Origin of the sequence: Leptolyngbya sp. DQ-M1 (genome assembly GCF_039962505.1) — a bacterium.
In the GTDB taxonomy this organism is placed as follows: Bacteria; Cyanobacteriota; Cyanobacteriia; order Leptolyngbyales; family Leptolyngbyaceae; genus Leptolyngbya.
Genome location: NZ_JAMPLJ010000004.1, coordinates 386217 through 410574 on the forward strand (window position 1 = coordinate 386217; position 24358 = coordinate 410574).

A 24358-nucleotide genomic window follows, 5' to 3' on the forward strand; every position below is an offset into this window, starting at 1 on the left:
CCTAGCGAATCTTTAGGGTCGCGACGACTGGGAGATGATCCGAGCCGCCATCGGGAGCAACAGAGGCATCGATCGCTTCAAGCTCCTCACTGTGCCAAATGTAATCAATTCGTTGAACTGGAAAGGGTACACCACTGATAAAGAGTGTGTGTCCTAATCCCTGACCTCGCTCCTGAAAACTATCTTTGAGGTGCTTGCGTAGCTGTTGGTAAGCCTCAGAAGTGTCGGTTAGATTACAGTCGCACAGCATCAGGGTGGGCAGCGATCGCTGCTGTACCAGTTCTTTGAGATAAGTCGCTTCTGCGGCTCGGCGTGCATAGCGATCGCGAGTTTCAGCAATAAATTGATCGATCGGCAATAGTGGCATATTATTCGGAGCAAGATGCGTGACTAAAACATTGAGGTGCTGATCCCCGATGCGGACTATCGCTTGAATTCCGCGTTCTACCGGCGGTTCAGGTAAGGGTTTAGCGGTTTCAATGGGCAAGCGACTAAACAATGCAACGGTATGAAAGCGATCGACCGGATGAATTGTGTGATGCGGGTAGTCTGGAGCGATCGCTTTGAGCAAGTTGGATAGCTGATTCGGTTGTAGCTCCTGTACCCCAATCAAATCTGGTTTTGTTTGACGAATCATCTGTGCAATCTTGTCGTAGTCTTGATTGCTCCACAGTATGTTAAACGTCATCACTTTAAGTAGCGAACCTGCTGGAGTTGTGGGTACAGCCTTAGAGAAAAAGTGCAGTCGAGGTTGTACCCACATCACAAACAGCAGACAACCCAGAATCATCCCAAAAAATAGTGTTCGCCTTCGATGCCAAAGCGCCAAAGGCAGAAGGATGACTAACGGCAAGAACAGATATGGTGCAGTTGTATTGAGCAGCGCTAACCACCAGAAGCGATCGAAAAACAGCAAACGAAAGCTCAACCACAGCAAAAGACTCACCAAATAGCTCCAGCCTGTGATCGATAAAAGACGGGAAGAGATAGGCATAAACATTTCTGAACTGTTGCCAACAGTTCTAAGCTTCCCGTTCTATCTAAGCGATTCCACCTTAGGGGTGAAATTACGAGATTCGGCGATCGCTCCCGTTCTGTGAAGAAATTCGCGATTTGCTCGACGATCCCAAAGCGATCAACCCAGTTCGGCAAAGCGTGCAGATGTTTACAGAAATCTCGCCGGATCTAATTATTCAAGATGCGCTACTCCACCTTGGTCTCGCAACTATGCAGCCTGTAACCAGCTTACCAGCCGATAGCTAAGAGAGCTTAGAGGCGATCGCGCCTTGATTGCTCGCTTGATCGATCGCTGTTCCGACCGTACAAGCTCCGATCAAGTTCACGCCTTCAAGATTTGCGTCCTGGAGGTCAGCACAAAGTAAATTTGCGCCTGCCAAGTTTGCGCCTGCTAGGTTCGCTCCCTGTAAGTCAGCTTCCTCTAAGTTTGCTTCGGTGAGTTGTGCGCCTTGCAGATCGGCTTGGCACAAGTTTGCTCCGTGCAAGTTAACACCGCTCAGGTTCGCACCCCGCAGGTCAGCCCCACGCAGATCAACGCCTTGTAAACTGACTCCCATTAAATTTGTGCCACTGAGGAATGCACCCGCTAAGTTGGCACGAGTGAGGCGCGATCGCATCAAGTTCGCACCCCGCAAGTTACTCCCGCGCAGATCCGCCTCGGTTAAATCTGCCTGCATCAAGTTCGCACCTGTCAAGGTCGCCCGCAAATCTGTGCCAATCAATTGACACCCGACTAGGTTCGCACCGTCTAGTACGGCACCGGATAACTTTGCGTTTGTGAAATCTACGCCAGAGAGCTTTGCACCTGCAAGATTCGCACCACTTAATTCAGCTTTCGAGAGATCTTCATCCTGGAGATCCGCACCTGCAAGCTGTTTGACTTTCCCCGATCGAATTGCCCCAATGTCCATCACACCTGCTCCGTTACTTTGTCAGACAAATCTAACAGCTCGTCATCCGAGTGTGAATCCAGAAGCCACATTCCAGCCGCGATTTTGGGAGTTTGAATCGGTAAGCTCAATCCTTGCTGCATGGCACTGACTAAAAGACCCAAAGCTTCAACCAGCTTGCTATCCCAGCGATCGCCTGCTTCTGCCTGACATTGAGCAAGGGCATGGTTCAAAGCCGTCTCAGGATTCGTTGATTGCTCCTGGGTGACTCGCTGCTGAAACTCTGCCAGTAACCCGAGAATTCTTGATTCTAGGGGAATCTCATCGCCTGCAAGTCCGGCGGGTTGTCCTTGCCCGTTCCATTGCTCAGATTGGTGCGTGACGATCGTGGCGATCGCGTTCATTCGTCCCATATTCCGCAAAATTTGAGCACCGGGAACGATCGGGCAGCAAGGCGCTTCTTCGGTTTGCTGCTCAGAAATTCGTCCAAAACTTCCTGGGCTCAAAACACTATCCGCTCGCCGCAGGAATGCTAATCGGTGCAGCAAGGCTGAGAGTTTTAATCGATTCAACTGCCACGCGGGAAGATCGAGCAGTTGCGCCATTGCCTCAGACAAGGTTGCCACTTCAGCCGCCGCATTTGGATTGCTGATATCGGTTTGATCGATCAGTTGAGCCAGTCGGAGAAAGGCTTGAAGCTCATTGGAAGTCAGATTGTTATCCAATGCTTCGTGCTTTGAGCGCGCTCGCAAATCTTCCTGTCCCACCTGAAGATAGTTCACGACCATCGAAACGGCTTGATAAATCTCGTCTTGTTCGCTAGTTTGAACAGAAATTTCAGCCACTCGCGATCGCAGTTGATTTGCCAAGTCGGGATTGTACCGCTCGATATGAGCGATCGCAATATTAACCGTTTCTTCAACTAACCCCGCCTCGAATGTCCAGAATCCGTAAAATTTCCGCTCTAGATCTTCAGTCGGAACGCCTTGTACCCCGTAATCTTCCGGTGTCAGCTCCTGACACAGCACCATCGCAGTATAGGAAGGAGCCAGAATCATCAAGTGCCATTCTTGCGCCACCGGATCGGATTTTTCCAGTTCAACTAATGCCACATTTGATCGCTGGCTAGTGGGATGTTCCGCAAAGCCTGTATCTCCAGAAGCCATGATCACAATCTGTTGAGCATGATCGGCGATTTCACCGTAGCGATCGGCTTCTGCGAGGTACCATTTTCCCCGTTGGAAGGCAGTGATCACTAGCGGCGCACTAGAGCAACTGAGGATGCAGTCTTCCAGCGCGTGACAGAGCGAAACGAGCGTGTTTTTGTAGTACACACCAAAATTAAGGGGGCGCTTGCCGATCGCTCCCGGTTGGTGAGCCACTCGGAGATCATTGAGAATCGAACCTTCCAGCATATCAGTGGGAGAAGTAAGAAAGCGAGGGAATTAAGAGGCGGTAACGAGTTGAGAGTTGGGCTTGTCGATCGGCGCGGTTAACGCTTCTTCAAGGTCGGCGCATCCGAGTCTTTCTTCTAGAATATCCATAACTTCGCGCCCAAAATCATTGGGATTGCGTTTCCATGCTTGCAAACACACTTCCCCAAAGAATGAGCCGAGCGGTTCTGGATTCCAAAGCAGTTTTCGGACTGTCCAGGGTTTGACGTTCATTGGGTCGTATCCTGGCTCAAGAATGCCGTTTTTGAAAGCGTACTCTTCTAGATGGGTGTGCGGTTGCAGACCGATAAAGAAGATTGCAGGCTCAACTTTATCTGCTCCAAAAATGCGTTCGAGTTCACGGTGATAGGCGATCGTTTGGCGAATCGTTTCCGGTCGCTCATCGATTACGTTAAACGAATAGTTCACGGAAACGAGATCGTTAAATCCGGCGGCTTTGAGGTCGCGACAATTCTCTAGAACGGTTCTGAGGTTGTAGCCCATTCTCATTTTACGAACGAGTTCTTGAGATCCGCTCGTGATGCCGATTTCAAAGTAATTCATTCCAGTTTTGACCATCAAATCCGCAAGCTGCGGCGTGAGATTGTCCGCGCGAATGTAAGCTGCCCAATGAATATCCGTCATGCCTGCATCGACAATTTTTTGCAGCAGTTCGATCGCATCATCCATGTATTTCCGAGCTGGAATAAACTGAGCATCGGTAAACCAGAAATTACGAATGCCTTTGTCGTAAAGTTGCTTCATTTCTTTAACAACTTCATCGGCGGGATTGATCCGCACTTGCTTCCCTTCAATTACCGTGTAAACGCAGTAGCAGCAGTTATGCGGACAGCCGCGCTTCGTTTGCACTCCGATGTAGAAATCCTGAGACTGAAAGTAATATTCAAACTCTTTCCAAATCTGAGAGATGTAACCGTAGTTGCAGGCAGTTTTTTCGATCGGAGTTGGAAACTCATGAATCATGCGATCGCGGGGCTTCGTTTCACCCACGATATAGCAGCGTTCATCGAGAAAATCCTGACCCCGCAGCAATTTCTCTAGCAGTGTTTCACCTTCACCGACTGAGACGATCGTGCCCTTTGGCAAGCTTTTCGCCACTTGCTCATAAAACACGCTCACCGCACCGCCACCCACAACCACTTTCGCATCGGGATTGTAGCGTTTGGCGCGTTTCACGCCGCGTTGAATCAGATTAGAATTGCGCCACAGTTCCCCGTAATAGCCTGATGCAATTCGGAGTAAACCCATTGCGCCTCGCGCTTTCAGTAGCGGATTCGAGGCGTAATAGTATTCAAACGTATACTGAAGCGGGTTGCCTCCCCGTCCACCGACCGGAGCGTAAATCTGAATATCGCGCCAAGAGTACACCAGCAAAGTGGGCTGAAACTCATCAATGCAAGCATCAAGCGCTGAGACATAATCCAGGGGCGGAACCGTGCCTAAATCAAAAATCTTTTGCGTAATGTTTGGAAACTGTTTATGAACATGATCGGCAAGATAAACCACGCCGATCGGAAAAATGGGATTACAAGGCAGTCGAACGTAGAGAATTCGAGTTTCCATAGCATTTTACTCACAGTCACCCGATGCAAGATCCTGCATCGAGATCCTGAATTTATTTCACATAACTTTACGATATCACTGACTTCAGTTCTCTGCATGGCTAAGCGCCAGTTTTATCTCCAGAAGCGCAGTCGTCAATCATGATTAATTTTTCTTACTAAATATTGAATGCAAGTTTGTTGTATTCAGTATTCAGAAATTAAGCAGACTTAATTGTTTGTTAATCGCTTGATATGGCTCAATTTCAACGCACAAATCGTCTTAAAAAGCAACATTGGTAATCGCGTTTACAGTCGTCAGGGATCGCCCAGTGTTAGTGTTCAGAAACAGCCTGTTATTTAACGTAGGGTCTTTAACTGCCATGCCTCAAACTCTTGATCCTCTACCATTGGGTGGATCTGATCCCATTCTTTGTTGTTATGTGAATGCAACAAGTCAAATTCAAATTGCTCGGATTACAAATGTACCGAATTGGTATTTTGAGCGTGTAGTTTTTCCGGGGCAACGGTTGCTTTTTGAAGCGAGCGCAAACGCTCAACTTGAAATTCATACAGGAATGATGGCAAGCGCGATCTTGTCGGACACTATTCCCTGTTCAAGCTTGATGGTGAGCGAGGAGGGCGAGGACGAACCGTTTTCCAAACCTCTAGGATTAGCAATGGCTTCGACAGACTCATAAAGCTTTGTATACTTACATTTCTTTAAGATTAGTCATTGCTTAAGAGTACCGCTTACGGGTTAAAAGACTGATTTCAAACCAATAGCCACGATCGCCATGACCGATCGTGGCTGTTTTTTTGCACAATGAAGAAGACAAGTTCGGTGAAGGCTTTGGATTTACCTTCTTTTATTTGGCTGTGGCGGATTGCAGCTTGGGCAATGGGTCTAACGATCGCCGCGTATCTGGTTCAAGTTGCGACTGGATCAGAGTTGCTGTTTGGAGCGAAGCGACTGCGATCGATCCATATCGGTGTAGGAATTGCGATCGCGGTTCTCGTTCTAGTTTTACTCGGCATTGGGATCGTTGGAACGCTAGGTCACTACGGCAGTTTAGGGCATTCTAACCATCTTTGGTCAGGGCTGGCAGTGGTAGAACTCATATTTCTCTCGGCTTGGAGCGCGGTGCAAATTCCGAGTCAGCCTTGGGCGCGATCAGTGCATGTAGGCGTAAACTTCTTGCTGTGTTTGAGCCTCGTCTGGGTATCGATCACGGGTTGGCAGGTGGTGCAGAAATATCTCTAACGGGCGCAGTTGTCCAGTGATTTTGTTTGACGATCGTATGGACTCGCCAAGTTTCAGACGTTTGAGGAAAGTCCGATCGGTAATGTCCGCCGCGACTTTCCGTTCTGAGCGCTGCACTTTTTAGGATCAACACCGCAATATCGAATAAGTTGTACAGTTCACCCCAAGATCGAAGATCTTGAGCAGAAAGATTCAGCTTAAGAGCGCGATCGAGCTTGAAATTGCATAAAAGCTGGCTCAGCGGCAGTTGCAGAAATTCCTGCTGCCAAGATTGAACTTGAGCGATCGCAGCATCTAGCGTTTTCTGCTCTCGCGAAATTCCTGCACTCTGCCAAACCAACCGACGTAAAGCAGCACGGAATTGCCCAATTGGCTCCGGGTCGAACTCAACTGACAAGGTTTCAACCGCTTTTAGAGGGGCTGCGGAAATCGGGTCTAGCGATAGCGATCGGAACTGCGCTCCAAACACCAAACATTCCAACAGCGAATTGCTTGCCAAGCGATTGGCTCCATGAACTCCGGTACTTGCAGTTTCACCTACGGCATAGAGATGCGCGATCGAAGTCTGGTTCTCTAAATCCGTCCCAATTCCCCCCATCCAGTAGTGTGCTGCGGGTGCAACAGGAATCGGCTCTTTGAACACATCGACTCCCCATTTTTGGCAAACCTGAATAATGTTTGGGAATCGATGCTGAATCGTCTCGGTGGGAATCGGGCGCAAATCCAGCCAAACGGTAGCAGTCGCAGGATCGGCTTCAGTTTTTTGAATGTGATTGAAAATAGCGCGGCTCACCACATCACGGGGAGCCAGTTCACCCGAAGGATGATAATCAAACGCAAACCGATACCCGGAGCGATCGATCAAATGCGCCCCTTCTCCCCGCACTGCTTCACTAATCAAAAATCTTGGCGCACTCGGTTTGGTCAACGCCGTCGGATGAAACTGCATAAATTCTAAATCGCGCAGAATCGCTCCGGCTCGATGCGCGATCGCCACTCCATCCCCGGTACTCACCGCCGGATTGGTCGTCTGAGCAAAAACCTGTCCCCCTCCCCCAGTTGCCAAAATCACTGCCTGAGCACGAACCCAATGCACCTCAGATTTGTAAATCAAACAAACGCCTTGACACTGATTTTCCGAATCCAACCACAAATCCAGCACAAAGGTTTGGTCTAAAACCTGAATATTCTGTCGTTCTAGCACCCGTTCGGCTAAAACACTCACTACGGCTCGCCCAGTCGTATCTGCCGCATGAAGCACTCGCCGCCGGGAATGAGCTGCTTCTAAGGTCAGCGCTAGTTGATGATTGTGACGATCGAACGCCACCCCCAAATCAACCAGATGATGAATACATTCCGCCGCATTTTCAACTAAAAACTTAACCGCATCCTCGTCACATAAGCCCGCTCCCGCAACTAATGTATCGGTAATATGGAGCGAAGCCGAGTCTTGTGGGTCGATCACCGCCGCAATCCCACCCTGCGCCCAATCACTGGCAGAGCGAGCCACACTATCTTTCGTAATCAAACCGACTCGGTAATGCTGGGGCAGCGAGAGCGCTGTGTATAACCCTGCCGCGCCTGCCCCGACCACCAACACATCATACGCAGATTGCAACATCGCTTTCCCTGAAATAAAAAATCGCTCTATGCAGATTAAACCCTGCATAGAGCGTCAGCCTACAAAGTGAAAACTATATTAGCGGTAAATGCCGTTGTTATAGCGATCGCCCCCTTCCACTAGCTCTTTAGACACTTCAGTCGCCACGAAGTTATCTAAATTCGCTTCTAGAAGTTCCTTTTGCTTGTCGCTCAAGCCTGGAATGTTGAGTACATCCTCTACCGATTCATAAGGCGCATTTTTCACAATCAAGCCTGCCAAAGTCGGATACAATCCCGGCAGTTGGCGGAAAGCACGAACATTCGTGTTGTTCAAATCGAGCTTCTTACCGAACTCGGTCGCCATTTTATCTTCCACGACGTTGCGGTAGTCTGCCGCTAACACCGTCACTCTATTCAAGTTTGCTGCGACTGCGGTTTGGGATAACCAACCCAGACAGCCCACCACCAAACTAAAAACCGCCAAAAAGCGAATCAAACGTTTCATTGTTAGTCCCTCCCAACTGGATCGAGCAAACGCAATACACAGCTTTTATTAGAGCCTATCATCTTGCGGATACGATCGGAGAATCTTGCTGCATCGAAATCAACGGACAGTCCCTAGCGTTGCTCGGAGGAAGCGATCGAGATCGGCAAACGAGCAAGCATGAGTCGGAGTCGGCGTGTCATATCCTTTGAGGTCAACGCAGTAGCGCTCCAAAAACTGCACATTGCCGATTTGTTCCGCGAGATGTTGATAAGTTCGCTCACCTAAAGCAATATCTAGTCCAAGCTGCTTGGTCGCGGATTCCAGCCGAAATGCAGCGTTTACCGTGTCGCCTAATGCTGTATAGTCTGGTCGATCGCCGCTTCCAGTGTTGCCCACCATCGCAAATCCCGTATTCACCCCTGCCCCAATCTTTAACGGAAAGGGTAGCGGGTATTGATGATACAGATTACTGGTCATCTGGTGTAGTGCAGCGATCGCCTGACAAATCCGCAGTGCTTCATCTCGATCGACTCCCTGCGCTCCGTGCGTCCAGACTGCCATCACCGCATCGCCAATATACTTGTCAACCCAGCTTCCATACTCCCGAATAATATTGCCTGCTTGCCGAAACCAAGTCCCGATCACTTCAGACAGCACCTTCTCGTCGAGTTGGCGCGTCAGAACCGTAAAGTCTCGAATATCAATCACCAAAACTGAGATTAAACGGCGGACATGAAGGGTTGCGGTCGCTGTGAAGTCTCTAGAGTCAGAATCGTCAGCGTTGGCGGTTGGGCGATTTTGGGGGCAAACAAAATCCAGTTCAGTTTGCCCAAAGGTTAAACGATCGCCATTCCGCAAAGTGACCGGGATACTCACTCGTCGCCCATTGACAAAAGTTCCATTCCGACTGCCCAAATCGATCAGGTAAAATTCCCCGGTTTCCATCGATTGCAGCATTGCGTGATTTCGAGAAATCCAGCGATCGGGAATCACAAAGGTATTGTCTTCGCTCCGTCCGATCGTCCAGCAATTGTTTCCCACCAACGGAAGCTGGCGGCTATTCAGATCGCTGCTGTGCAGCACAAGGTGGGGAATGGGTTGGAGAATGACCACAGGCTCAACAAGGAAAGAGTGCATCCTCCCTTATGATGCAACGCTCAACGCGGAAATGTTTCAGTAGTAGCGCTTGGAATATGAAAGTAAGGTAAATTATTTTTGCCCGTAATTTCCGCAATTCTGGCGTAGCTACTTAGAAGAAATTCATGAACTCTAAGTAGCTATGCCAGGGTCGCTGCAACCCAAAATAAGCTGTCAACCAAGATTGTACTCAGCACCGCGCCACCAAACGCAATCCAAGGTGCTGTTTTCATTCGTAGCGAAGCCATACCAACAATGAGTAATGAAGCTGCTAGTACAATCACCCAGAAGATACCCGACGGTGTGTACATCTGAATCAGAGCTTGCTGAAAGACAGGCTGAACGGCATCGGGTTCAACCTGCATGAGTTTGCGCCAGTAGGGAATCAGATCCGTGAGATAGAAGTAAAGATCGGTGAGTGCAGTCCCAAACAGCGAGCCTAAGTAGAAGAAGTTTCCCAGCTTGCACCAATTTTGTCTGAGACCCCAAATCGCGATCGGCAGTCCAATGGCTTCGATCGGGAGGTGCAGCGTCGGTTCCCAGCGCATCCAGCCCCAGTAGAGCGATCCAGCCAACCAAGTCCAGGTAAATCCTGTGAGGAGTTCGCCCCAGTGCTTTGTGTGAGGTTTTGCGGAAAGTGCGATCGAGAGCCAAACCCAGACTGAAGTTAGCATCAGGCAGAGGAGAGGGAGCGATCGTACAAGGGGAGCTTCAAAAAAAACGGGAACCGAAACTAAAAAGACCGATGCACCGAAAATGAGAAGCCCACGGGGGGGAGCAGAGCACTCAACGAAAGAAGATTCAGAAACCGCAATCACTTCAGCCTCTGGAGAGTAGGTGGTTTTGGAATGGGGCGGATAGGTAAGCAAGGATTCTTAAACCTGTTAATTTTGTTAACTTAACTTAACACTACCATAGGAAATCTTCAGGCTGTCAATCGAAAAGGCTGAATCATTCCTTTCGGCGGATACCCCCTGGGGGGATACCTCTAATCGTAGTGGAATTTTACGGAAATCGCTGAAGAATTTCGGAATTGATCATCAGCATTTTTTAGAAAGGCTGTAAACTCACAGCGAGAGTGTTGTCCCTCAGTAGGTTTAAGGAAGCGCATGATGCCAGTTTTTCTCGTTGCAAATCAGGTCGATGGTCTTTTTGCTTTGTTTCAAGGCATTGTGCTGGGCTTGGTTCAAGGCATTACAGAGTTTTTGCCAATTAGTAGTACCGCTCATTTGATTATTTTTACAGACATCTTCGGCTGGCAGAATCAATGGAATAAAGCCGCGATCGATGCGATTCAATTCGGCAGCGTGATTGCCGTAGTGATTTACTTCTGGAAAGATATCCGGGCAATTCTGTCAGGCGCATTGACGGCATTTAAGCGCAAAGACTGGAATCGCGAGGAATGGAAAATTTTGGTCGGTATTGCGATCGGCACAATTCCAGCACTGGGAGTGGGCTTTGTGCTGAAGAAATTAAATATGCTGCCAGAAAGCGTGATGATTATCGCCACGATGTCGATCGTCATGTCGCTTTTACTTGGATTGGCAGAGAAAATTGGAACTCGGAAACGCGGCTTTGATGAACTGGAGATTAAAGATGGAATTCTCGTAGGTTTAGGACAAATGATTGCTTTGCTGCCCGGAGCTTCGCGATCGGGTTCGACTTTAACCGCAGCGTTATTTCTTGGATTGCGTCGAGAGACCGCCGCACGATTTTCATTTTTACTAGGCATTCCAACGCTAGCAATTGCAACTCTCGTTCAAGCGCAAGACGTGCTACAAGAAGCCGATAAAGGTTTACCGCTGCTTGTGGGCGTTGTATCGGCGTTTATCTTTTCGTATTTATCGATCGCTTGGTTGTTGAAATTCCTTCAGCGTCAGAGTACCTGGGTCTTTGTTTGGTATCGTTTGGCGTTGGGTATTACGTTGTTGCTTGCGATCGCCACAAAGGTTTTGAAGGAAGTTTAGACTAGAAAAGCCGTGTAATTTCGAGTCATGAGCGAGCTTTCTATCCGTCCAGCTTTAATCACCCGTGTATTATCAGGGTCGATCGCAGAAGAAATTGGGTTTGAAGCGGGCGATCGAGTTGTGTCGATCAACGGTGAAAAGCCCCGCGATTTGATTGATTATCAGTTTCTATGTGCAGACGAATTCATAGAACTCGAAGTGCTGGATCAGAAAGGCAAAACCCATCACATCGAGATCGAGAAAGATTACGATGAGGATCTGGGCTTAGAGTTCGACACAGCCTTGTTTGATGGCTTGATGCAGTGTACAAATCGCTGTCCATTCTGCTTTATTGACCAACAGCCCCCCGGAAAGCGGGAAAGTCTTTACTTCAAAGATGATGACTATCGACTGAGCTTTCTCTACGGAAGCTATCTCACCCTAACCAACCTGACTCAGCGCGAATGGAGTCGAATTGAGCGCATGAGGCTTTCGCCGCTCTATGTTTCGGTTCATGCGACGGAGCCAGAGGTGAGAATTCGCTTGCTCAAGAACCTCCGCGCAGGGCAAATCTTGGAGCAATTGCACTGGTTCCAAGAGCGGCTTTTACAGGTTCATGCTCAAGTTGTATTGTGTCCTGGAATTAATGACGGCGAACATCTCACCCGGACGATCGAAGATCTCGCCCAGTTTCATAAAGAAGAAATTCCGGCGGTGGCATCGATCGCGGTTGTCCCGGTCGGTTTAACTCGATTTCGCCCAACTGAAGATGAATTAATTCCCGTTTCACCAGAGAAGGCGCGAGAGGTGATCGCCCAAGTTCAAGCACTGCAAGCCCGATTTCGGAAAGAATACGGAGCGACGATCGTTTGGTTAGCCGACGAGTGGTTTTTGATCGCGGGAATGGACTTACCGCCTGAAGCAGACTACGGAGACTATCCGCAGATTGGAAACGGAGTCGGTTCCATTCGTCTGTTTTTAAAAGAATTTGAGACGGCAGCAAAACGATTGCCAAAGAAAGTTACACGTAGTCGAAGTTATATTTGGGTTCTGGGAAATGCAGTTGAGAAAGCCTTTATGCCACTGCTCGATCGCTTCAATCAAGTCGAAGGCTTAACCGTTCGCATGGTTGCCCTCAACAGCGATTACTGGGGGCAAAGCATTACTGTAACCGGATTGCTCACGGGTCGAGACATCTTGATTGCGCTTCAGGGGCAGAATTTAGGCGATGGCATTCTGTTGCCGTCTGTGATGCTCAAGCAGGGTGAGGCTGTATTTCTCGACGATATGAGCGTCGAAGAACTTGAGCAAAAGTTAAGCACGAAGATCTTGATCGTTGAAGGAATCGAAGGTTTGATCAGAAAATTTAATGAATAACGTAAACATCTTTGAAGAAGTGTGGCGCAAACCCTAACTTTGCTGGAATAATCAATCTGTCGGATGATTCAGCTTCGTTCGACTACCACCGACGGTAATTTGTCGATCGTCTAGGAGAGAACACTTTGGATTCGCGCACATCAGAGTTATTAAAAACCTCGTTGACACAATCAGCTTCCCAAGAAGAATTCAGCGAGTATGTTGCTCATCTCCAATTGCATATGGCGCTTCAAGCCCGGAATCTAGTTCCTAGCTTAACGAATACGCCAGATAGTCGAGAACAGCTCCTTCATCAAACACAAGCAAATTTTGAGAAGTTCGCTTCTCGGATGTTTTTATAGATTTTTAGGTTTCCGTTGATAAACGCTTCACATGGATCAGGGTATTACGCCCTGATTTTTTTTGCTTCGGTTTGGGTGGATTGTACCCCCAAATCCCCCACGAGTGGGGAACTTTAAGGAGATTAATTAAGACTTTCATTGGCTCGATTCTGCTTGAGAAAGCATTTCTCAACTTTGCGATTAGAGCGTTCTAGAGATCGAGCCTTCTTCATCTTTCTCAAAATCCCCCAGAATAAAAGATCCAGGGGGCTGAGACCGCCTAAAACGAAGCACCAATGCTTGATTGAAGAACACTTAGCGCGATGATTTCCTATTCCTGCTCATCTTGAACCCGCGTTTTACGCTGCATAATCTCCTTCACCACCAACGTTACTACTGCTAACAGCGCCAACAATACCGCCGCCGAGTAAGCTGATTCAGTCGCATATTGCTTGTACTCTTCTTCCACAAACAACGGCAAACTCTGCGTCTTTCCAGCTAAGTTCCCGGACACAACCGACACCGCACCAAATTCGCCCATTGCCCTTGCGTTGGTCAAAATCAACCCATAAAGCAATCCCCAACGAATACTGGGTAATGTGACCCGCCAAAAAGTCTGCCAGTTACTAGCTCCCAGTGTGCTTGCTGCTTCTTCTTGCTCTGGACCAATTTCCTCTAGCACCGGGATCACTTCCCGCGCCACAAACGGCAAGCTCACAAACATCGTCGCCAACACCATCCCCGGAAACGCAAAGATAATCTTGATATCTGCCGCTTGCAGGGCAGGTCCAAACCAACCATTTCGCCCATACAGCAACACCAGCATTAACCCAGCAACCACAGGCGAGATGGCAAACGGCAAATCGATGATGCTAAGCAACAGTGTACGACCGCGAAACTGTTTCCGCGCCAGTGCCCAGGCTGCACACAGTCCAAAAATGGTATTCAGCGGGACTGAGATGGCTGCCAGTGCGATCGTTAATCTCACCGCAGTAATAAAATTCGGCTGCCGTATATTTGCCAGAAATGGCCCCATTCCCTTCCTAAACGCTTGGTAAAAAACGTTAATCGCAGGAATGTAAATAATCAGAGCGAGAAACCCGATCGCGATCGTAATCAGCACGATCGGCACCCACTCAGTTTTCTTTTTCGCTCCTGATTTAGAGCGGGGCGAAGAAACGATCGTACTCATGATTAATGTCCTACTCGTCGAGTTGAAGAACCTGTATCGTAGCGACGACCCCAAGCTTGCAAGAGGTTCAAGCCCAACAGCATCACTAACGAAATAAACAGCAACACAATTCCGATCACAGTTGCGCCCGCATAATCGTATTGCTCAAGACGCTGGAAAATTAACACAGGCGCAATTAGATCTTTAAACGGTGTATTTGAAGCAATGATCACCGTTGAGCCATATTCACCGACTGCACGCGAGAATCCTAGCGCCACACCCGTTATGATTGCAGGCAACAACGGCGGCAGAATCACATACCGAAACGTTTGCCAATCTGACGCGCCCAAGCTCCAAGCCGCTTCCTCGATTTCTTTTTCCATTTCAGCGAGTACAGGCTGCACGGTGCGAATCACAAACGGTAATGAGATAAAGATCATCGCAACTCCCACTCCTAATCGTGTGAATGCGACTTTGATTCCAAAGGGTGTAAGCAGCGAACCGATCCAGCCATTCTCGCTGTAAACCGTGGCTAACGTTAACCCCGCTACCGCAGTGGGCAACGCAAACGGTAAATCAACCGACGCATCAATAAATCGTTTGAGCGGAAAGTCATAGCGAACTAACACCCAAGCAATCAATGTGCCAAACACACCATTGATTAATGCTGCAATCAGTGAAGTTGTAAACGTAATGTCATACGTAGCAAGCGCGATCGGACTGGTCGCAATTTGCCAAAATCTCTCCACGCCAACCGTCGATGCCCTTAAGAACATTGCGGTAACAGGCACAAACAGCATCACGGCGAGATACCCGATCATGATGCGCCACGTCCATGGAGCTTGCACAATCGATCGAACCATCATTTTCCAAACTGGGACTTTCTCAGATCCTGTAGGACTGGAAGCAACCATCATCAATCACTCCAAATGAGAAATTCCGCGATCGTCAAGAGCGAGAGTTACACTACGCTTCGCGATCGCGGATCAACTATCAACTCTACTATTGTTTGGAGGCAGCGAGCGTCTGATCAAATACGCCGCCATCTTCAAAGAATTTCGTCTGCACGTTGCTCCAGCCACCAAAATCCTGAATGGATGACAATTTCGTTACAGGAGGCAGTTTTGCCGTATCCGCTTTCGTTCCAGCAGCACTATCGAGCGGACGGAAGCCGAGCTTGAGAAATTCAGCCTGGGCTTCGGGAGTAAACAAGAACTTTGCAAAGGCTTCAGCCACCTCGCGGGTTCCATGCTTGTCTACGTTTTTATCCACGATAGCCACCGGAGTATCGATCGAGATATTCACGTCGGGCGCAACATAATCGAGCGCTTCTCCCTTTTGCTTCGCCAGAATGACTTCGTTTTCATATTGAATCAACGCATCCCCTTGACCTTGTTTCGCAAAAGCGTCAGTTGATTCGCGAGCATCTTTCGCCAACACTGCCACATTCTTGTAGGCCTGAGTCACAAACTCTTTCGCTTTCGCTTCATCATTATTGTTGCGTTTGAGGGCATCATTCCACAACACTAGGAAATTCCAGCGTGCGCCACCTGAGGTTTTCGGATCAGCCGTGACCCATTTCACATCATCGCGGGTCAAATCTTGGAAGGTTTTAACATTTTTGGGATTGCCGGGACGCACGACGATCGCTGCTACCGTTTTCGCCACCGTGCCATTATTCGACACTCTGGCTTCCCAGCCTGAATTCACCAGTCCAGCTTTGACCAGCTTCTCGGTGTCGGCGGCTAACGCCAAATGCGTAATGTCGGCTTCTAAACCGTCGATCACCGCGCGGGTTTGAGAACCAGAACCCCCATAACTTTGCTTAAAGGTAACGTTTTGACCTTTCTCTCTTTTCCACTGCTCGACAAATTTAGGAATAATTGCATCGTGCGCCGCTTTCGGAATCGCGTAGCTTACTAGCGTCAATTCAACATCTTTTGCTGAATTGGAAACCGGACTGGCATTTCCTCCAGCAGCAGGCGTTGAAGCATCATTGCCACCCCCGCAAGCCGCGATCGCAAAGCTCAAGCTCACCCCAATCATAAAGAGTGAGACTGATTTGCGTAGCGATCGCGGTGTCCAAAATGCTTGAAATCTTTGGGCAGTCTTCGCCCACTGTGTCTGGAACCGCCAACCCTTCATTGTGTTCTCCTTATTCTACGGTTTGTCGCTAATGTTTACGTATTTTTCTTCGATTCTCATCGTATCGGGGAACCGGCAAGAATGCAAGAAGAATCCCCACTTTGTTGAGCGGTTTATGTGCGATTCCCAATCAGTTCTGCAAAAGGCTTCAGGATTAGCAACATCTACCTCGTCAAAGATGTCAAATTGTGTTTCTATCTGTACGCTAGAAACTGCACTGTTTTCCTGCCTTCATGCTGATTCGTTCTTCTAAAAGTGCCTTCGCTGCAATGCTGCTGGCGATCGCAGCATTAAGTGCCTGCACAACGCAACCTTCTGAAACGGGAAGCGAGCCTCGACCCGCACAGGCTTCTTCTACCCCAAGCCGCACAATTCGCACAGAAGTGCTTGAACCGCAGCCGCTCCGAGTGAATTTGGCGCAACTTCCACCGCCGAGTCAGCCAGATAGAGCTTCAAAGCCTCCATCTGTCGTGCCCGTTCCAGACAATCCGGTGCTGCGGGTTCCGGCAGGATTCACGGTCAATGTCTTTGCCGAAGGACTCGATCGACCGCGCTGGCTAGCACTTACTCCGAACGGCGAGGTCTTGGTGACTGAAACTCGCCAAAACCGGATTATGCTGCTTCAGCACCGAGATGGTGCTGTGTTTAGCCGTAGACCCTTTGCCACCGCCGAAAACGGATTAAATTTACCGCTTGGAATGACGTTTGCAGGTGATTCGTTTTTTGTCGGCAACACTGACGCAGTTCTACGGTTTCCCTACGTAAATAATCAAATTTCAGGACGAGGCGAAAAAATTACAGAGCTTCCAGGACAAGGGTATAACCAGCACTGGACGAGAAATGTTGTAGCATCCCCTGACGGACAGAAGCTTTACGTTTCTGTCGGATCGCGATCAAATGCCGATGAAGAACCTTTACCCCGCGCCTCGATTCAGGTGATGAATTTAGACGGGAGCGATCGGCAGACCTTTGCCGCTGGGCTGAGAAATCCAGTTGGACTCGACTTCAACCCCCAAACTGGAACATTATTCGCCACGGTAAACGAACGTGACAACCTCGGAGATGGCTTAGTCCCCGATTATCTCACTCAGGTCGAAGCGGGCGCATTCTACGGCTGGCCCTACGCTTATCTCAGCCCCGATCGTCTAGATCCCCGTCACCTGAAAGCCGATGGTAAGAGCACTCGTCCTGATCTCGCGGCAAAGACTCGCACTCCTGATGTTTTATTTGAGGCGCATTCTGCTGCATTAGGACTGCGCTTTTATACAGGCAATACCTTTCCAGAAAAGTATCGCAACGGTGCGTTTGTCGCCTTCCGAGGATCGTGGAATCGTTCACAAGGAACCGGGTATAAAATCGTGTTCGTGCCGTTTAGCGAGGGTCGGCCTCAAGGGCAGTACGAAGACTTTCTCACTGGATTTCTACTTGATCCAAAAATCCCAACGACTTGGGGTAGACCGGTTGGATTGCTCGTTCTAAATGATGGCAGTCTTTTATTTACTGACGAAGCAAACAATCGGATTTATCGGGTTCAGTATACAGGACAATAATTGGCAGCGTTGTACGGGGAACTACGGCTTCTTGGCGCGTCTCTAATGTGCGATCATTCGTTCACCTGACATACTATGTAAAGTAACGTTGAGGAGATGACGTTTTGAGTAACGCCAGCCAACCGGGAAAGTCGCAGCAGGATCCGCCATCGTTTGACGATATCCCGATCGCGGAACGTGAAACGGTGGTTGAATTAGCTAAACCGAAATCTCAACTGCTTCCCTGGCTATGGGGGCTGGGGGGATTCGGTACGATCGCGCTGCTGTCTGGAGGCGGCTGGTTTGCGTATCAAGCTGCACAAACTCGCAGCAATCCCACTGTCGCAGCATCTCCTTCTCCGGCTGCTTCGCTCAGTCCCCAATCCGCAGATGAGCGCCTTCTCAATCATTTTGCCTATCCTGAAGCGCCAAAATCTGAGTTAGAACCCATCAGCGCCGATGGAGCCATGAAGATGCGGAGTCCTGCTGCAAGGGCGTTTCGAGAGATGGCGGCAGCAGCGCGTGCAGAAGAAGTCATTCTGAATCCGATTTCAGCATTTCGATCGATTAGCGAACAACAGCAAATTTATTTCGAGATCAAAGCAGAGCGATCGCAAACGCTACAGGAGCGGGCTTTAGTGAGCGCCCCACCCGGATACAGTGAACATCACACGGGTTATGCGATCGACATCGGGGATGGCAATGTTCCTGCCACGAATCTCAGTCCAGATTTTGAAAAAACGCCCGCGTTTCAGTGGCTCAGCAAGAATGCTACCCGATTTAACTTTGAGTTGTCTTTTCCCAAAGGAAACAAGCAGGGGGTAACTTATGAACCTTGGCATTGGCGGTTTGTCGGAGATAAAGCCAGTTTAGAAACCTTCTACAAATCCAAAGAGTTTCAGCAACAGCAAGCTTCCCCTTCTCCCAGTCCCTCACCATGAATCAAACGGCTCTAAATCTCGTTGCCATTGGTATTTTTGGCATGACGCTTTCGACGTTGCTCAGTCCACTGCTGCACATTCCACCTGCGGTTCCCGCGATCGCAACCTTCAGCATTCTGGGACTGGCGACGCTGGATGCGTTTCAATTGCAGGGGAAGTTTGGCTTGATCGCGCTCGACTGGTTCGCCAGTTTTTCACCGGAATATCGCGATCGCGTTCTACGCCACGAAGCCGGACATTTTCTTACAGCGCAACAGCTTGAAATTCCGGTTGTGAGCTATACCTTGAACGCTTGGGAAGCCTTTCGACAAGGTCGATCCGGGCAAGGCGGCGTGCAGTTTGACACGCAAGAACTTGAATCGGAATTAAAGCAAGGCAAGCTGTCGGCTCAACTGATCGAGCGTTATTGTACGGTGTGGATGGCGGGAATTGCGGCAGAGCAGTTAGCCTTTGGAAATTCTGAGGGCGGGACGGACGATCTCCAAAAATTTCGCGAGACGTTAGTGAAGTTAGGCATTCCCGCTTCTGAGCTGCCCCAACGTGAGCGATTATCGATTCTCAGAGCCAAAGAGCTTTTGCAGAACCATCAAGCGGCTTACGATGCGCTTGTGACAGCACTGCGGGAAAGGCAATCGATCGAACAGTGCTGCCGCGCGATTCAAAACGCAGACTAGAACCAATCCTCTTGCTCTAGCGTCTCAATCACTTGCAAGCCTCGTGCATCGCCAACCTTCAGCATTGAGGCTTTTGCATCCTCACGCACTCCGCTATCTTCGTCTTCCGCAAACGCTTCAATCAAGGCATCGATCGCGGTTGCATACACCACATTCGAGGGCATTTCGCGACATAACTCACCCAGCGACCACGCGCAATTACTGCGAATCGCCGCCACTGGATCGCGCCGCAACGCCTCAATTAATGGCGGTACAGCCGCAACTACAACCTCATATCCCAACGTTGCCATCTGTGCCAAAGAACTCGCCGCCCACAACCTAACCGCAGAGATATCCGTTTTCAGCGCCTCGATTAACGTATCGAGCGATCGGCGATCGCGACAATTTCCCAATGCCCAGACAATTCCTTTTCGCACATAGCCATTCCAATCTTGACGATAGCGATCGATTAACGGCTCAACCGCATCAGGACTCGGATTTCGACCCAGCGCATACGCCGCACTTACTCGCACCAGCGGACAGGGATCGCTTAACAGCGTAATTAACTGCGGAATCGCCCGATCGTCCTGCACATCGCAAAACACCCGCGCCGCTAGCATTCGCTGCTGAATATCGGATGCGTCCAGCAACGGCAACATCGCATCCGCATCCGGTTTCGGCGTGACTTCATCAGCGATCGCCGGAATGTGATCCAACGGGTCTTCTAAATCCGCTTCAATATCTAGAACGGTTAAATCGTCATCGCTATACATAAGAAGTATTTTATCCAGCTATTCGATCGATTTGGTCATCCACCGCGACTGAGTTTCGTATCCCAGAACGCGGTAAAGTCCGAGTGCAGGCAAATTTGTTTCAAACACTTGCAGCCCGATTTGCCGATCGCCGCGTAACTTTGCCCATGTTTCAGCGTAGCGCACTAGCGCCGCTCCTATTCCCTTCCGTCGATGATCTGGCATGACATACAGCAACAAAATATGAGCCTGTCGATCACCACTGCCCTGATCGATCGCGCTTCCGAGCCACAGTCCAGCGATCGGGTTCCAGCTTGATTCATTCGATCCTTGCACCCAGACGAGCGGCGTTTCGGGTGAAAAAAATCGGTCGATCGCGTCTTCAAGCTGAGAAAATTCACCCTTGAAGAGTTCACGATAGGTAGACTGCATAAAGCTTAGTAGACGATCGCGTTCGCGTCTAGAGCCTGTGCCGCGTTCAAGCGAATACCCTGGAATGAATTCCGTCACTGCCTTTAGAGTTGGGTCGGATCGTTGGGCAACCCTTGAATAAAGGGTGCAAGGTTCGGCGGTAACCCTGCGACTGCATCGGCATCAGGAATCTGAGCCTTATCGCTGGCCGGGTTCGCTTCCTCGATCGGAGCGGGGGCTGCCATATCATTCGGCAGGAAAATCCGCGCACTGACGACAACCAGCGAGAACACAAACACCAAAACGACAATCAGCGGGGCAATGTATTGACGAAAAAAAGCCATGATTTTAAGCAGAGACGATCGCAGATAGAGACGGAGCTTTGCTGTAAAGTTCCTTTCTTTATCCTAAGTCGATTTGCTCTAATCCAGACGATCTTTTTAAGTCGTGGAATCCACTCTAAGCGGCGGGACGATCGCATTAACCGGAAATCCGAACACGAAGAGACGGTTGGGAATCTGATCAACCTCGATCGGCTGAATCTGCGCCACTTCTGCCTCGCTCGATAGCATCACCAGCAGAACGCTAAGCGGCACTTGTAGAAATAAGTTAGCTGCAAAAAATCCAAGCGCTGCCACAATTAGCCCTGAGCCTCTAGCTGGAATCGGGGTGATTGCTTCTGCGATCGGCGCGATTGCGTAAATCTGCTTCAGTGCCAGAAATAAAACAAACGCCGCAACTCCAACCGCGATCGGATTGCGACGAGCGACAAACATTGCCAAAATCTTTCTTTGTGCTTCGGTTAGCTGAGAAGGACGGAGCGCCACTGCTAGCAGACTATAGATATAGAAGGGTTTTTGAAGCTGCATCCAGGCGATCGGCGCAATGCCCGCGATCGCAACGAGTCCTAGTTCCAACCAAGGCGGCAAAATCGGATCACCTGCTGCCAGCCCTAATAAACAAACAAGCAGGGACAGCGGCACGGCTGCAATCCCTGCAAGATGAATCCACAAATACGGATCAGCCCAAAACGATCGCATATTAAAACGTTCGTAGTAATGACTGAATCAGTATATCGTTCAAAGTGGAAGAGGTGAGAAATAGAGAGTGTTACAGTTTCTCTCTATTTCTCACCTCTTCGGAACTCTATGAAACTGGGCTAACCGGTTGCTCTGTTCGCTGCTGTTTGAGGGCTTGAAGCTGTTTGAGGAGCAGATCAGCCTCCGCTTGCAGGTCGAAGAACTTGGCTTGTTGATCAACAGGATAGAGCAATTTGATCTTCTCCTGCGCGATAGCCACGCTACACGAGTACGTGTTCGTGATTTCAGATGCACCCCGCTGAGAACCGCAGACCGCAGTGTTACTAAGTTGTCCGTTTGAAGCGTTCATATTGATTAGTAATTTGTACTTACTCACACCACCAGAAGATCTTAACTCAAACTTAACAGAAGTTTGTATTCTGGTATCCACTTTTAGACGATAGCAGATTCCCTCAGTTCCAGAAGAAATTCCGAAATCACAGAATCTGGTGATTAACGATTAAAATCTGGCTGCATTTGAAGCCGCTAAACACAGTACACTAGAATATTGCCACTGTATTTCACCCTCTAAAGATTGATTCCTGTGACCTTACGCCTGTCTCTTGCAAATCCCTCTCCCTCTGAAGAACTGCCTAGAGTCCAACCCTGGCGCGGTTTAATTCACGGCTATCGACGCTACCTGCCCGTAACCGATCAAACGCCTGTTGTGACCCTGCACGAAGGCAATACGCCCTTGATCCCGGTGCCTGCAATCTCGCAAGCGATCGGTCGTCAGGTGCAAGTTTTTGTCAAGTACGACGGCTTAAATCCGACGGGAAGCTTCAAAGATCGCGGTATGACAATGGCGATCTCAAAGGCGAAGGAGGCAGGGGCAGAAGCGGTGATCTGTGCGAGTACCGGAAATACTTCAGCAGCGGCGGCAGCTTACGCTCGTCGCGGTGGAATGCGGGCGTTTGTACTGATTCCTGATGGCTATGTAGCTTTGGGTAAACTGGCACAAGCGCTGTTATATGGAGCCGAAGTTTTATCGATTAAAGGCAACTTCGATCGCGCCTTAGAAATCGTGCGCGAAATGTCTCAGAATTATCCCGTTACTTTGGTCAATTCGGTAAATCCCTATCGTCTGGAAGGACAAAAAACGGCGGCATTTGAAGTCGTTGATGTCTTGGGTGATGCCCCCGACTGGCTTTGTATTCCGGTGGGCAATGCCGGAAATATTAGCGCGTACTGGATGGGATTTTGTCAGTACCACCAGGAAGGTCGATCGTCGAAATTGCCAAAAATGATGGGGTTCCAAGCGGCAGGTGCATCTCCGCTGGTCAAGGGAGAACCATTTACGCATCCAGAAACCTTAGCAACGGCGATTCGGATTGGGAATCCGGCGAACTGGAATCGCGCGATCGCGGTTCGAGATGCAAGTCAAAGTAGCTTTAATGCCGTGACTGATGAAGAAATTCTGACAGCTTATCGAATGCTGGCAGCAAATGAAGGCATTTTCTGTGAGCCTGCGAGTGCTGCATCAGTAGCAGGATTGCTAAAGGTGAAAGATCAAGTTCCAACTGGGGCAACTGTCGTTTGTGTCCTGACTGGAAACGGTTTGAAAGACCCGGATTCAGCAATCAAGTTCAGCGAAAATAACTTCAAGCAAGGAATTGACCCTGATTTAAGTGCGGTTGCGGGAGCAATGGGATTCTAATTAAAGTACCTATTTTAGTGGTCGAGCAACCATAAGCTCGATCTCATCTTCCACCCGATTTAGATAAGCTTCTAAGTCGGGTGATATTTTTACGCCAGCTTTCGGTGCTGTGTGAATGATTCCGCTTCGCCGTTTTTGCTGTCTTCATTCTGCATTGCTCGAATCGCTGTTGCGATCGTACTCCGATTTAAACCACGGCGTGTAAATTAATACAAAACACGCTAGAAGGGGATTTCTTCTACCGTGTTTAGTGATAAAGAGGTTTGCTATTTTGCGTCTTTGCAGCTAATCTCACCAAGCTTTAGGCGACGAGCTTCTTGGGCAACACGATCGCACATCTGACGACTTCCAACTTGGCTTTGGAACGAATTAAATTCTTCCGGCGTGAGTTTGGGATTTTGGCTTGCGAGAATATCGTAAAAACTCTGGCGAAACTGCTGACACAAGCCACGAACTCGATCCCGCGCCCCTCCGTTGACTTGATTGATGTTTTGGCAAACGCCACTGGGCACATTTCCGCCTGTGGCTTGTTGGAGTTGACTTTGCAGGGCTTGTCTGCGTTGTTCTAGGGCAACTGCAGAACGGACATATCGAGTGAATGAAGATTCCTGAGCCGATGCGGAAGAATCAAACATCTGGGCGATCGAGGGAGCCGATAGATTCGGTGCCCAGCCTGCTAAAACTGCGATCGAGGAGAATGCTCCTAACACGATCGAGCGTTTGATTAACCAACGAGAGAGAGAAGAGAGATCACGGTTCATCATAAGACGGTGTGACATTCGGGGAACTAGCACACAAGAGAGGTACAAGGAATCTGAATTATTTTACTTGCAAGAAGTTCCAGAAAACGGGAAGAAGGTTAAAAAAGTTCGAGCGGATGGCTCTACTCCCATGATTTTTGTCGCCGTTCACCCGGATCTTCACTGCCCAACTTTCAGATGCGCCCGATTTACAGTCAGGATTGGACAATAATGAATTATCGAGT

26 protein-coding genes are annotated in these 24358 nt (G+C 49.2%); 9 read left to right on the forward strand and 17 right to left on the reverse strand.

What is annotated here, in order from left to right; all coding sequences use genetic code 11:
• Position 1: 1 nt before the first annotated feature.
• From NC981_RS15110 to NC981_RS15125, 4 genes are all read right to left on the reverse strand, one after another.
• On the reverse strand, positions 2 to 994 hold the full coding sequence (locus NC981_RS15110; RefSeq protein ID WP_348243706.1) for an endonuclease/exonuclease/phosphatase family protein: 993 nt from the start codon (positions 992 to 994) through the stop codon (positions 2 to 4).
• Positions 995 to 1259: 265 nt separating this feature from the next.
• On the reverse strand, positions 1260 to 1928 hold the full coding sequence (locus NC981_RS15115) for a pentapeptide repeat-containing protein (protein ID WP_348243707.1): 669 nt from the start codon (positions 1926 to 1928) through the stop codon (positions 1260 to 1262).
• Positions 1928 to 3322, reverse strand: a complete 1395-nt coding sequence (locus NC981_RS15120; protein WP_348243708.1) for a DICT sensory domain-containing protein — start codon at positions 3320 to 3322, stop codon at positions 1928 to 1930. The genes NC981_RS15115 and NC981_RS15120 overlap by 1 nt, the downstream gene beginning before the upstream one ends.
• Before the next feature lie 30 nt (positions 3323 to 3352).
• Positions 3353 to 4924 carry a photosystem II high light acclimation radical SAM protein gene (locus NC981_RS15125; RefSeq protein ID WP_348243709.1) on the reverse strand — a complete coding sequence of 524 codons (1572 nt, stop codon included), beginning with the start codon at positions 4922 to 4924 and terminating at the stop codon, positions 3353 to 3355.
• A gap of 361 nt (positions 4925 to 5285) precedes the next feature.
• On the opposite strand from NC981_RS15125, the gene NC981_RS15130 reads away from it, so the two are divergent.
• The gene (locus tag NC981_RS15130) at positions 5286 to 5603 is read left to right on the forward strand and encodes a DUF1830 domain-containing protein (protein WP_242027052.1); all 318 of its coding nucleotides are present in this window, start codon (positions 5286 to 5288) and stop codon (positions 5601 to 5603) included.
• Positions 5604 to 5755: 152 nt separating this feature from the next.
• Positions 5756 to 6166: a DUF4079 domain-containing protein gene (locus NC981_RS15135; RefSeq protein ID WP_348243948.1), complete on the forward strand. Its 411-nt coding sequence runs from the start codon at positions 5756 to 5758 to the stop codon at positions 6164 to 6166.
• Here the strand turns inward: NC981_RS15135 and nadB are convergent.
• From nadB to NC981_RS15155, 4 genes are all read right to left on the reverse strand, one after another.
• On the reverse strand, positions 6132 to 7787 hold the full coding sequence (gene nadB, locus NC981_RS15140; protein WP_348243710.1) for an L-aspartate oxidase: 1656 nt from the start codon (positions 7785 to 7787) through the stop codon (positions 6132 to 6134). The two genes, NC981_RS15135 and nadB, sit on opposite strands and share 35 nt — an antisense overlap.
• Before the next feature lie 78 nt (positions 7788 to 7865).
• Positions 7866 to 8273 carry a photosystem II complex extrinsic protein PsbU gene (gene psbU, locus NC981_RS15145; RefSeq protein WP_190377773.1) on the reverse strand — a complete coding sequence of 136 codons (408 nt, stop codon included), beginning with the start codon at positions 8271 to 8273 and terminating at the stop codon, positions 7866 to 7868.
• A 99-nt stretch (positions 8274 to 8372) separates the two neighbouring features.
• Positions 8373 to 9392: an adenylate/guanylate cyclase domain-containing protein gene (locus tag NC981_RS15150; RefSeq protein WP_348243711.1), complete on the reverse strand. Its 1020-nt coding sequence runs from the start codon at positions 9390 to 9392 to the stop codon at positions 8373 to 8375.
• 140 nt (positions 9393 to 9532) lie between these two features.
• The gene (locus NC981_RS15155) at positions 9533 to 10207 is read right to left on the reverse strand and encodes a DUF3120 domain-containing protein (protein ID WP_347272646.1); all 675 of its coding nucleotides are present in this window, start codon (positions 10205 to 10207) and stop codon (positions 9533 to 9535) included.
• Between the two features lie 294 nt (positions 10208 to 10501).
• Between NC981_RS15155 and NC981_RS15160 the strand changes: the two genes are divergently transcribed.
• From NC981_RS15160 to NC981_RS15170, 3 genes are all read left to right on the forward strand, one after another.
• Positions 10502 to 11359: an undecaprenyl-diphosphate phosphatase gene (locus tag NC981_RS15160; protein ID WP_348243712.1), complete on the forward strand. Its 858-nt coding sequence runs from the start codon at positions 10502 to 10504 to the stop codon at positions 11357 to 11359.
• A gap of 27 nt (positions 11360 to 11386) precedes the next feature.
• Positions 11387 to 12715, forward strand: a complete 1329-nt coding sequence (locus NC981_RS15165; protein ID WP_348243713.1) for a TIGR03279 family radical SAM protein — start codon at positions 11387 to 11389, stop codon at positions 12713 to 12715.
• Between the two features lie 125 nt (positions 12716 to 12840).
• A complete protein-coding gene (locus tag NC981_RS15170) occupies positions 12841 to 13056 on the forward strand; it encodes a hypothetical protein (RefSeq protein ID WP_199298601.1) in 216 nt (71 codons plus the stop codon).
• Positions 13057 to 13366: 310 nt separating this feature from the next.
• Here NC981_RS15170 and cysW read toward each other — a convergent pair whose 3' ends face one another.
• The 3 genes from cysW to NC981_RS15185 form a co-directional block, all read right to left on the reverse strand.
• The gene (gene cysW, locus NC981_RS15175; RefSeq protein ID WP_348243714.1) at positions 13367 to 14227 is read right to left on the reverse strand and encodes a sulfate ABC transporter permease subunit CysW; all 861 of its coding nucleotides are present in this window, start codon (positions 14225 to 14227) and stop codon (positions 13367 to 13369) included.
• Positions 14228 to 14229: 2 nt separating this feature from the next.
• Positions 14230 to 15123 carry a sulfate ABC transporter permease subunit CysT gene (gene cysT, locus NC981_RS15180; protein WP_348243715.1) on the reverse strand — a complete coding sequence of 298 codons (894 nt, stop codon included), beginning with the start codon at positions 15121 to 15123 and terminating at the stop codon, positions 14230 to 14232.
• A gap of 85 nt (positions 15124 to 15208) precedes the next feature.
• Positions 15209 to 16351, reverse strand: coding sequence for a sulfate ABC transporter substrate-binding protein (locus NC981_RS15185; RefSeq protein ID WP_348243716.1), 1143 nt, complete (start codon positions 16349 to 16351; stop codon positions 15209 to 15211).
• Positions 16352 to 16584: 233 nt separating this feature from the next.
• Here NC981_RS15185 and NC981_RS15190 point away from each other — a divergent pair, with 233 nt between their 5' ends.
• The 3 genes from NC981_RS15190 to NC981_RS15200 all read left to right on the forward strand — a co-directional run bounded on the left by NC981_RS15190 (position 16585) and on the right by NC981_RS15200 (position 19495).
• Positions 16585 to 17901: a sorbosone dehydrogenase family protein gene (locus NC981_RS15190; RefSeq protein ID WP_348243717.1), complete on the forward strand. Its 1317-nt coding sequence runs from the start codon at positions 16585 to 16587 to the stop codon at positions 17899 to 17901.
• Between the two features lie 104 nt (positions 17902 to 18005).
• A complete protein-coding gene (locus tag NC981_RS15195) occupies positions 18006 to 18821 on the forward strand; it encodes a M15 family metallopeptidase (RefSeq protein ID WP_348243718.1) in 816 nt (271 codons plus the stop codon).
• Positions 18818 to 19495, forward strand: a complete 678-nt coding sequence (locus tag NC981_RS15200; RefSeq protein ID WP_348243719.1) for an ATP-dependent Zn protease — start codon at positions 18818 to 18820, stop codon at positions 19493 to 19495. The genes NC981_RS15195 and NC981_RS15200 overlap by 4 nt, the downstream gene beginning before the upstream one ends.
• Here the strand turns inward: NC981_RS15200 and NC981_RS15205 are convergent.
• The 5 genes from NC981_RS15205 to NC981_RS15225 all read right to left on the reverse strand — a co-directional run bounded on the left by NC981_RS15205 (position 19492) and on the right by NC981_RS15225 (position 22026).
• On the reverse strand, positions 19492 to 20247 hold the full coding sequence (locus NC981_RS15205) for a HEAT repeat domain-containing protein (protein ID WP_190377782.1): 756 nt from the start codon (positions 20245 to 20247) through the stop codon (positions 19492 to 19494). The genes NC981_RS15200 and NC981_RS15205 overlap by 4 nt on opposite strands.
• Positions 20248 to 20265: 18 nt before the next feature.
• Positions 20266 to 20736 carry a GNAT family N-acetyltransferase gene (locus tag NC981_RS15210; RefSeq protein ID WP_348243720.1) on the reverse strand — a complete coding sequence of 157 codons (471 nt, stop codon included), beginning with the start codon at positions 20734 to 20736 and terminating at the stop codon, positions 20266 to 20268.
• 5 nt (positions 20737 to 20741) lie between these two features.
• Complete coding sequence (locus NC981_RS15215; RefSeq protein ID WP_348243721.1) at positions 20742 to 20981, reverse strand: hypothetical protein; 240 nt, start codon at positions 20979 to 20981, stop codon at positions 20742 to 20744.
• 96 nt (positions 20982 to 21077) lie between these two features.
• Complete coding sequence (locus NC981_RS15220) at positions 21078 to 21677, reverse strand: low-complexity tail membrane protein (protein WP_348243722.1); 600 nt, start codon at positions 21675 to 21677, stop codon at positions 21078 to 21080.
• A 106-nt stretch (positions 21678 to 21783) separates the two neighbouring features.
• Positions 21784 to 22026, reverse strand: a complete 243-nt coding sequence (locus tag NC981_RS15225) for a hypothetical protein (RefSeq protein ID WP_348243723.1) — start codon at positions 22024 to 22026, stop codon at positions 21784 to 21786.
• Positions 22027 to 22305: 279 nt separating this feature from the next.
• On the opposite strand from NC981_RS15225, the gene thrC reads away from it, so the two are divergent.
• Entirely contained in the window at positions 22306 to 23373 is a 1068-nt protein-coding gene (gene thrC / locus NC981_RS15230; RefSeq protein WP_348243949.1) for a threonine synthase, read from the forward strand.
• 266 nt (positions 23374 to 23639) lie between these two features.
• Here thrC and NC981_RS15235 read toward each other — a convergent pair whose 3' ends face one another.
• Positions 23640 to 24152, reverse strand: a complete 513-nt coding sequence (locus NC981_RS15235) for a DUF4168 domain-containing protein (RefSeq protein ID WP_348243724.1) — start codon at positions 24150 to 24152, stop codon at positions 23640 to 23642.
• Between the last annotated feature and the right edge of the window lie 206 nt (positions 24153 to 24358).

Bases quoted from the DNA above. Each gene is read 5' to 3' on its own strand.
- NC981_RS15165 (WP_348243713.1), top strand. From the start codon at position 11,387: ATGAGCGAGCTTTCTATCCGTCCAGCTTTAATCACCCGTGTATTATCA.
- psbU (WP_190377773.1), bottom strand. From the start codon at position 8,273: ATGAAACGTTTGATTCGCTTTTTGGCGGTTTTTAGTTTGGTGGTGGGC.
- NC981_RS15225 (WP_348243723.1), bottom strand. From the start codon at position 22,026: ATGAACGCTTCAAACGGACAACTTAGTAACACTGCGGTCTGCGGTTCT.
- NC981_RS15215 (WP_348243721.1), bottom strand. From the start codon at position 20,981: ATGGCTTTTTTTCGTCAATACATTGCCCCGCTGATTGTCGTTTTGGTG.
- NC981_RS15110 (WP_348243706.1), bottom strand. From the start codon at position 994: ATGCCTATCTCTTCCCGTCTTTTATCGATCACAGGCTGGAGCTATTTG.
- NC981_RS15200 (WP_348243719.1), top strand. From the start codon at position 18,818: ATGAATCAAACGGCTCTAAATCTCGTTGCCATTGGTATTTTTGGCATG.
- NC981_RS15160 (WP_348243712.1), top strand. From the start codon at position 10,502: ATGATGCCAGTTTTTCTCGTTGCAAATCAGGTCGATGGTCTTTTTGCT.
- nadB (WP_348243710.1), bottom strand. From the start codon at position 7,787: ATGTTGCAATCTGCGTATGATGTGTTGGTGGTCGGGGCAGGCGCGGCA.
- cysT (WP_348243715.1), bottom strand. From the start codon at position 15,123: ATGATGGTTGCTTCCAGTCCTACAGGATCTGAGAAAGTCCCAGTTTGG.
- NC981_RS15150 (WP_348243711.1), bottom strand. From the start codon at position 9,392: ATGCACTCTTTCCTTGTTGAGCCTGTGGTCATTCTCCAACCCATTCCC.
- NC981_RS15130 (WP_242027052.1), top strand. From the start codon at position 5,286: ATGCCTCAAACTCTTGATCCTCTACCATTGGGTGGATCTGATCCCATT.
- NC981_RS15120 (WP_348243708.1), bottom strand. From the start codon at position 3,322: ATGCTGGAAGGTTCGATTCTCAATGATCTCCGAGTGGCTCACCAACCG.
- NC981_RS15185 (WP_348243716.1), bottom strand. From the start codon at position 16,351: ATGAAGGGTTGGCGGTTCCAGACACAGTGGGCGAAGACTGCCCAAAGA.
- cysW (WP_348243714.1), bottom strand. From the start codon at position 14,227: ATGAGTACGATCGTTTCTTCGCCCCGCTCTAAATCAGGAGCGAAAAAG.
- NC981_RS15205 (WP_190377782.1), bottom strand. From the start codon at position 20,247: ATGTATAGCGATGACGATTTAACCGTTCTAGATATTGAAGCGGATTTA.
- NC981_RS15220 (WP_348243722.1), bottom strand. From the start codon at position 21,677: ATGCGATCGTTTTGGGCTGATCCGTATTTGTGGATTCATCTTGCAGGG.
- NC981_RS15235 (WP_348243724.1), bottom strand. From the start codon at position 24,152: ATGTCACACCGTCTTATGATGAACCGTGATCTCTCTTCTCTCTCTCGT.
- NC981_RS15190 (WP_348243717.1), top strand. From the start codon at position 16,585: ATGCTGATTCGTTCTTCTAAAAGTGCCTTCGCTGCAATGCTGCTGGCG.
- NC981_RS15125 (WP_348243709.1), bottom strand. From the start codon at position 4,924: ATGGAAACTCGAATTCTCTACGTTCGACTGCCTTGTAATCCCATTTTT.
- NC981_RS15115 (WP_348243707.1), bottom strand. From the start codon at position 1,928: ATGGACATTGGGGCAATTCGATCGGGGAAAGTCAAACAGCTTGCAGGT.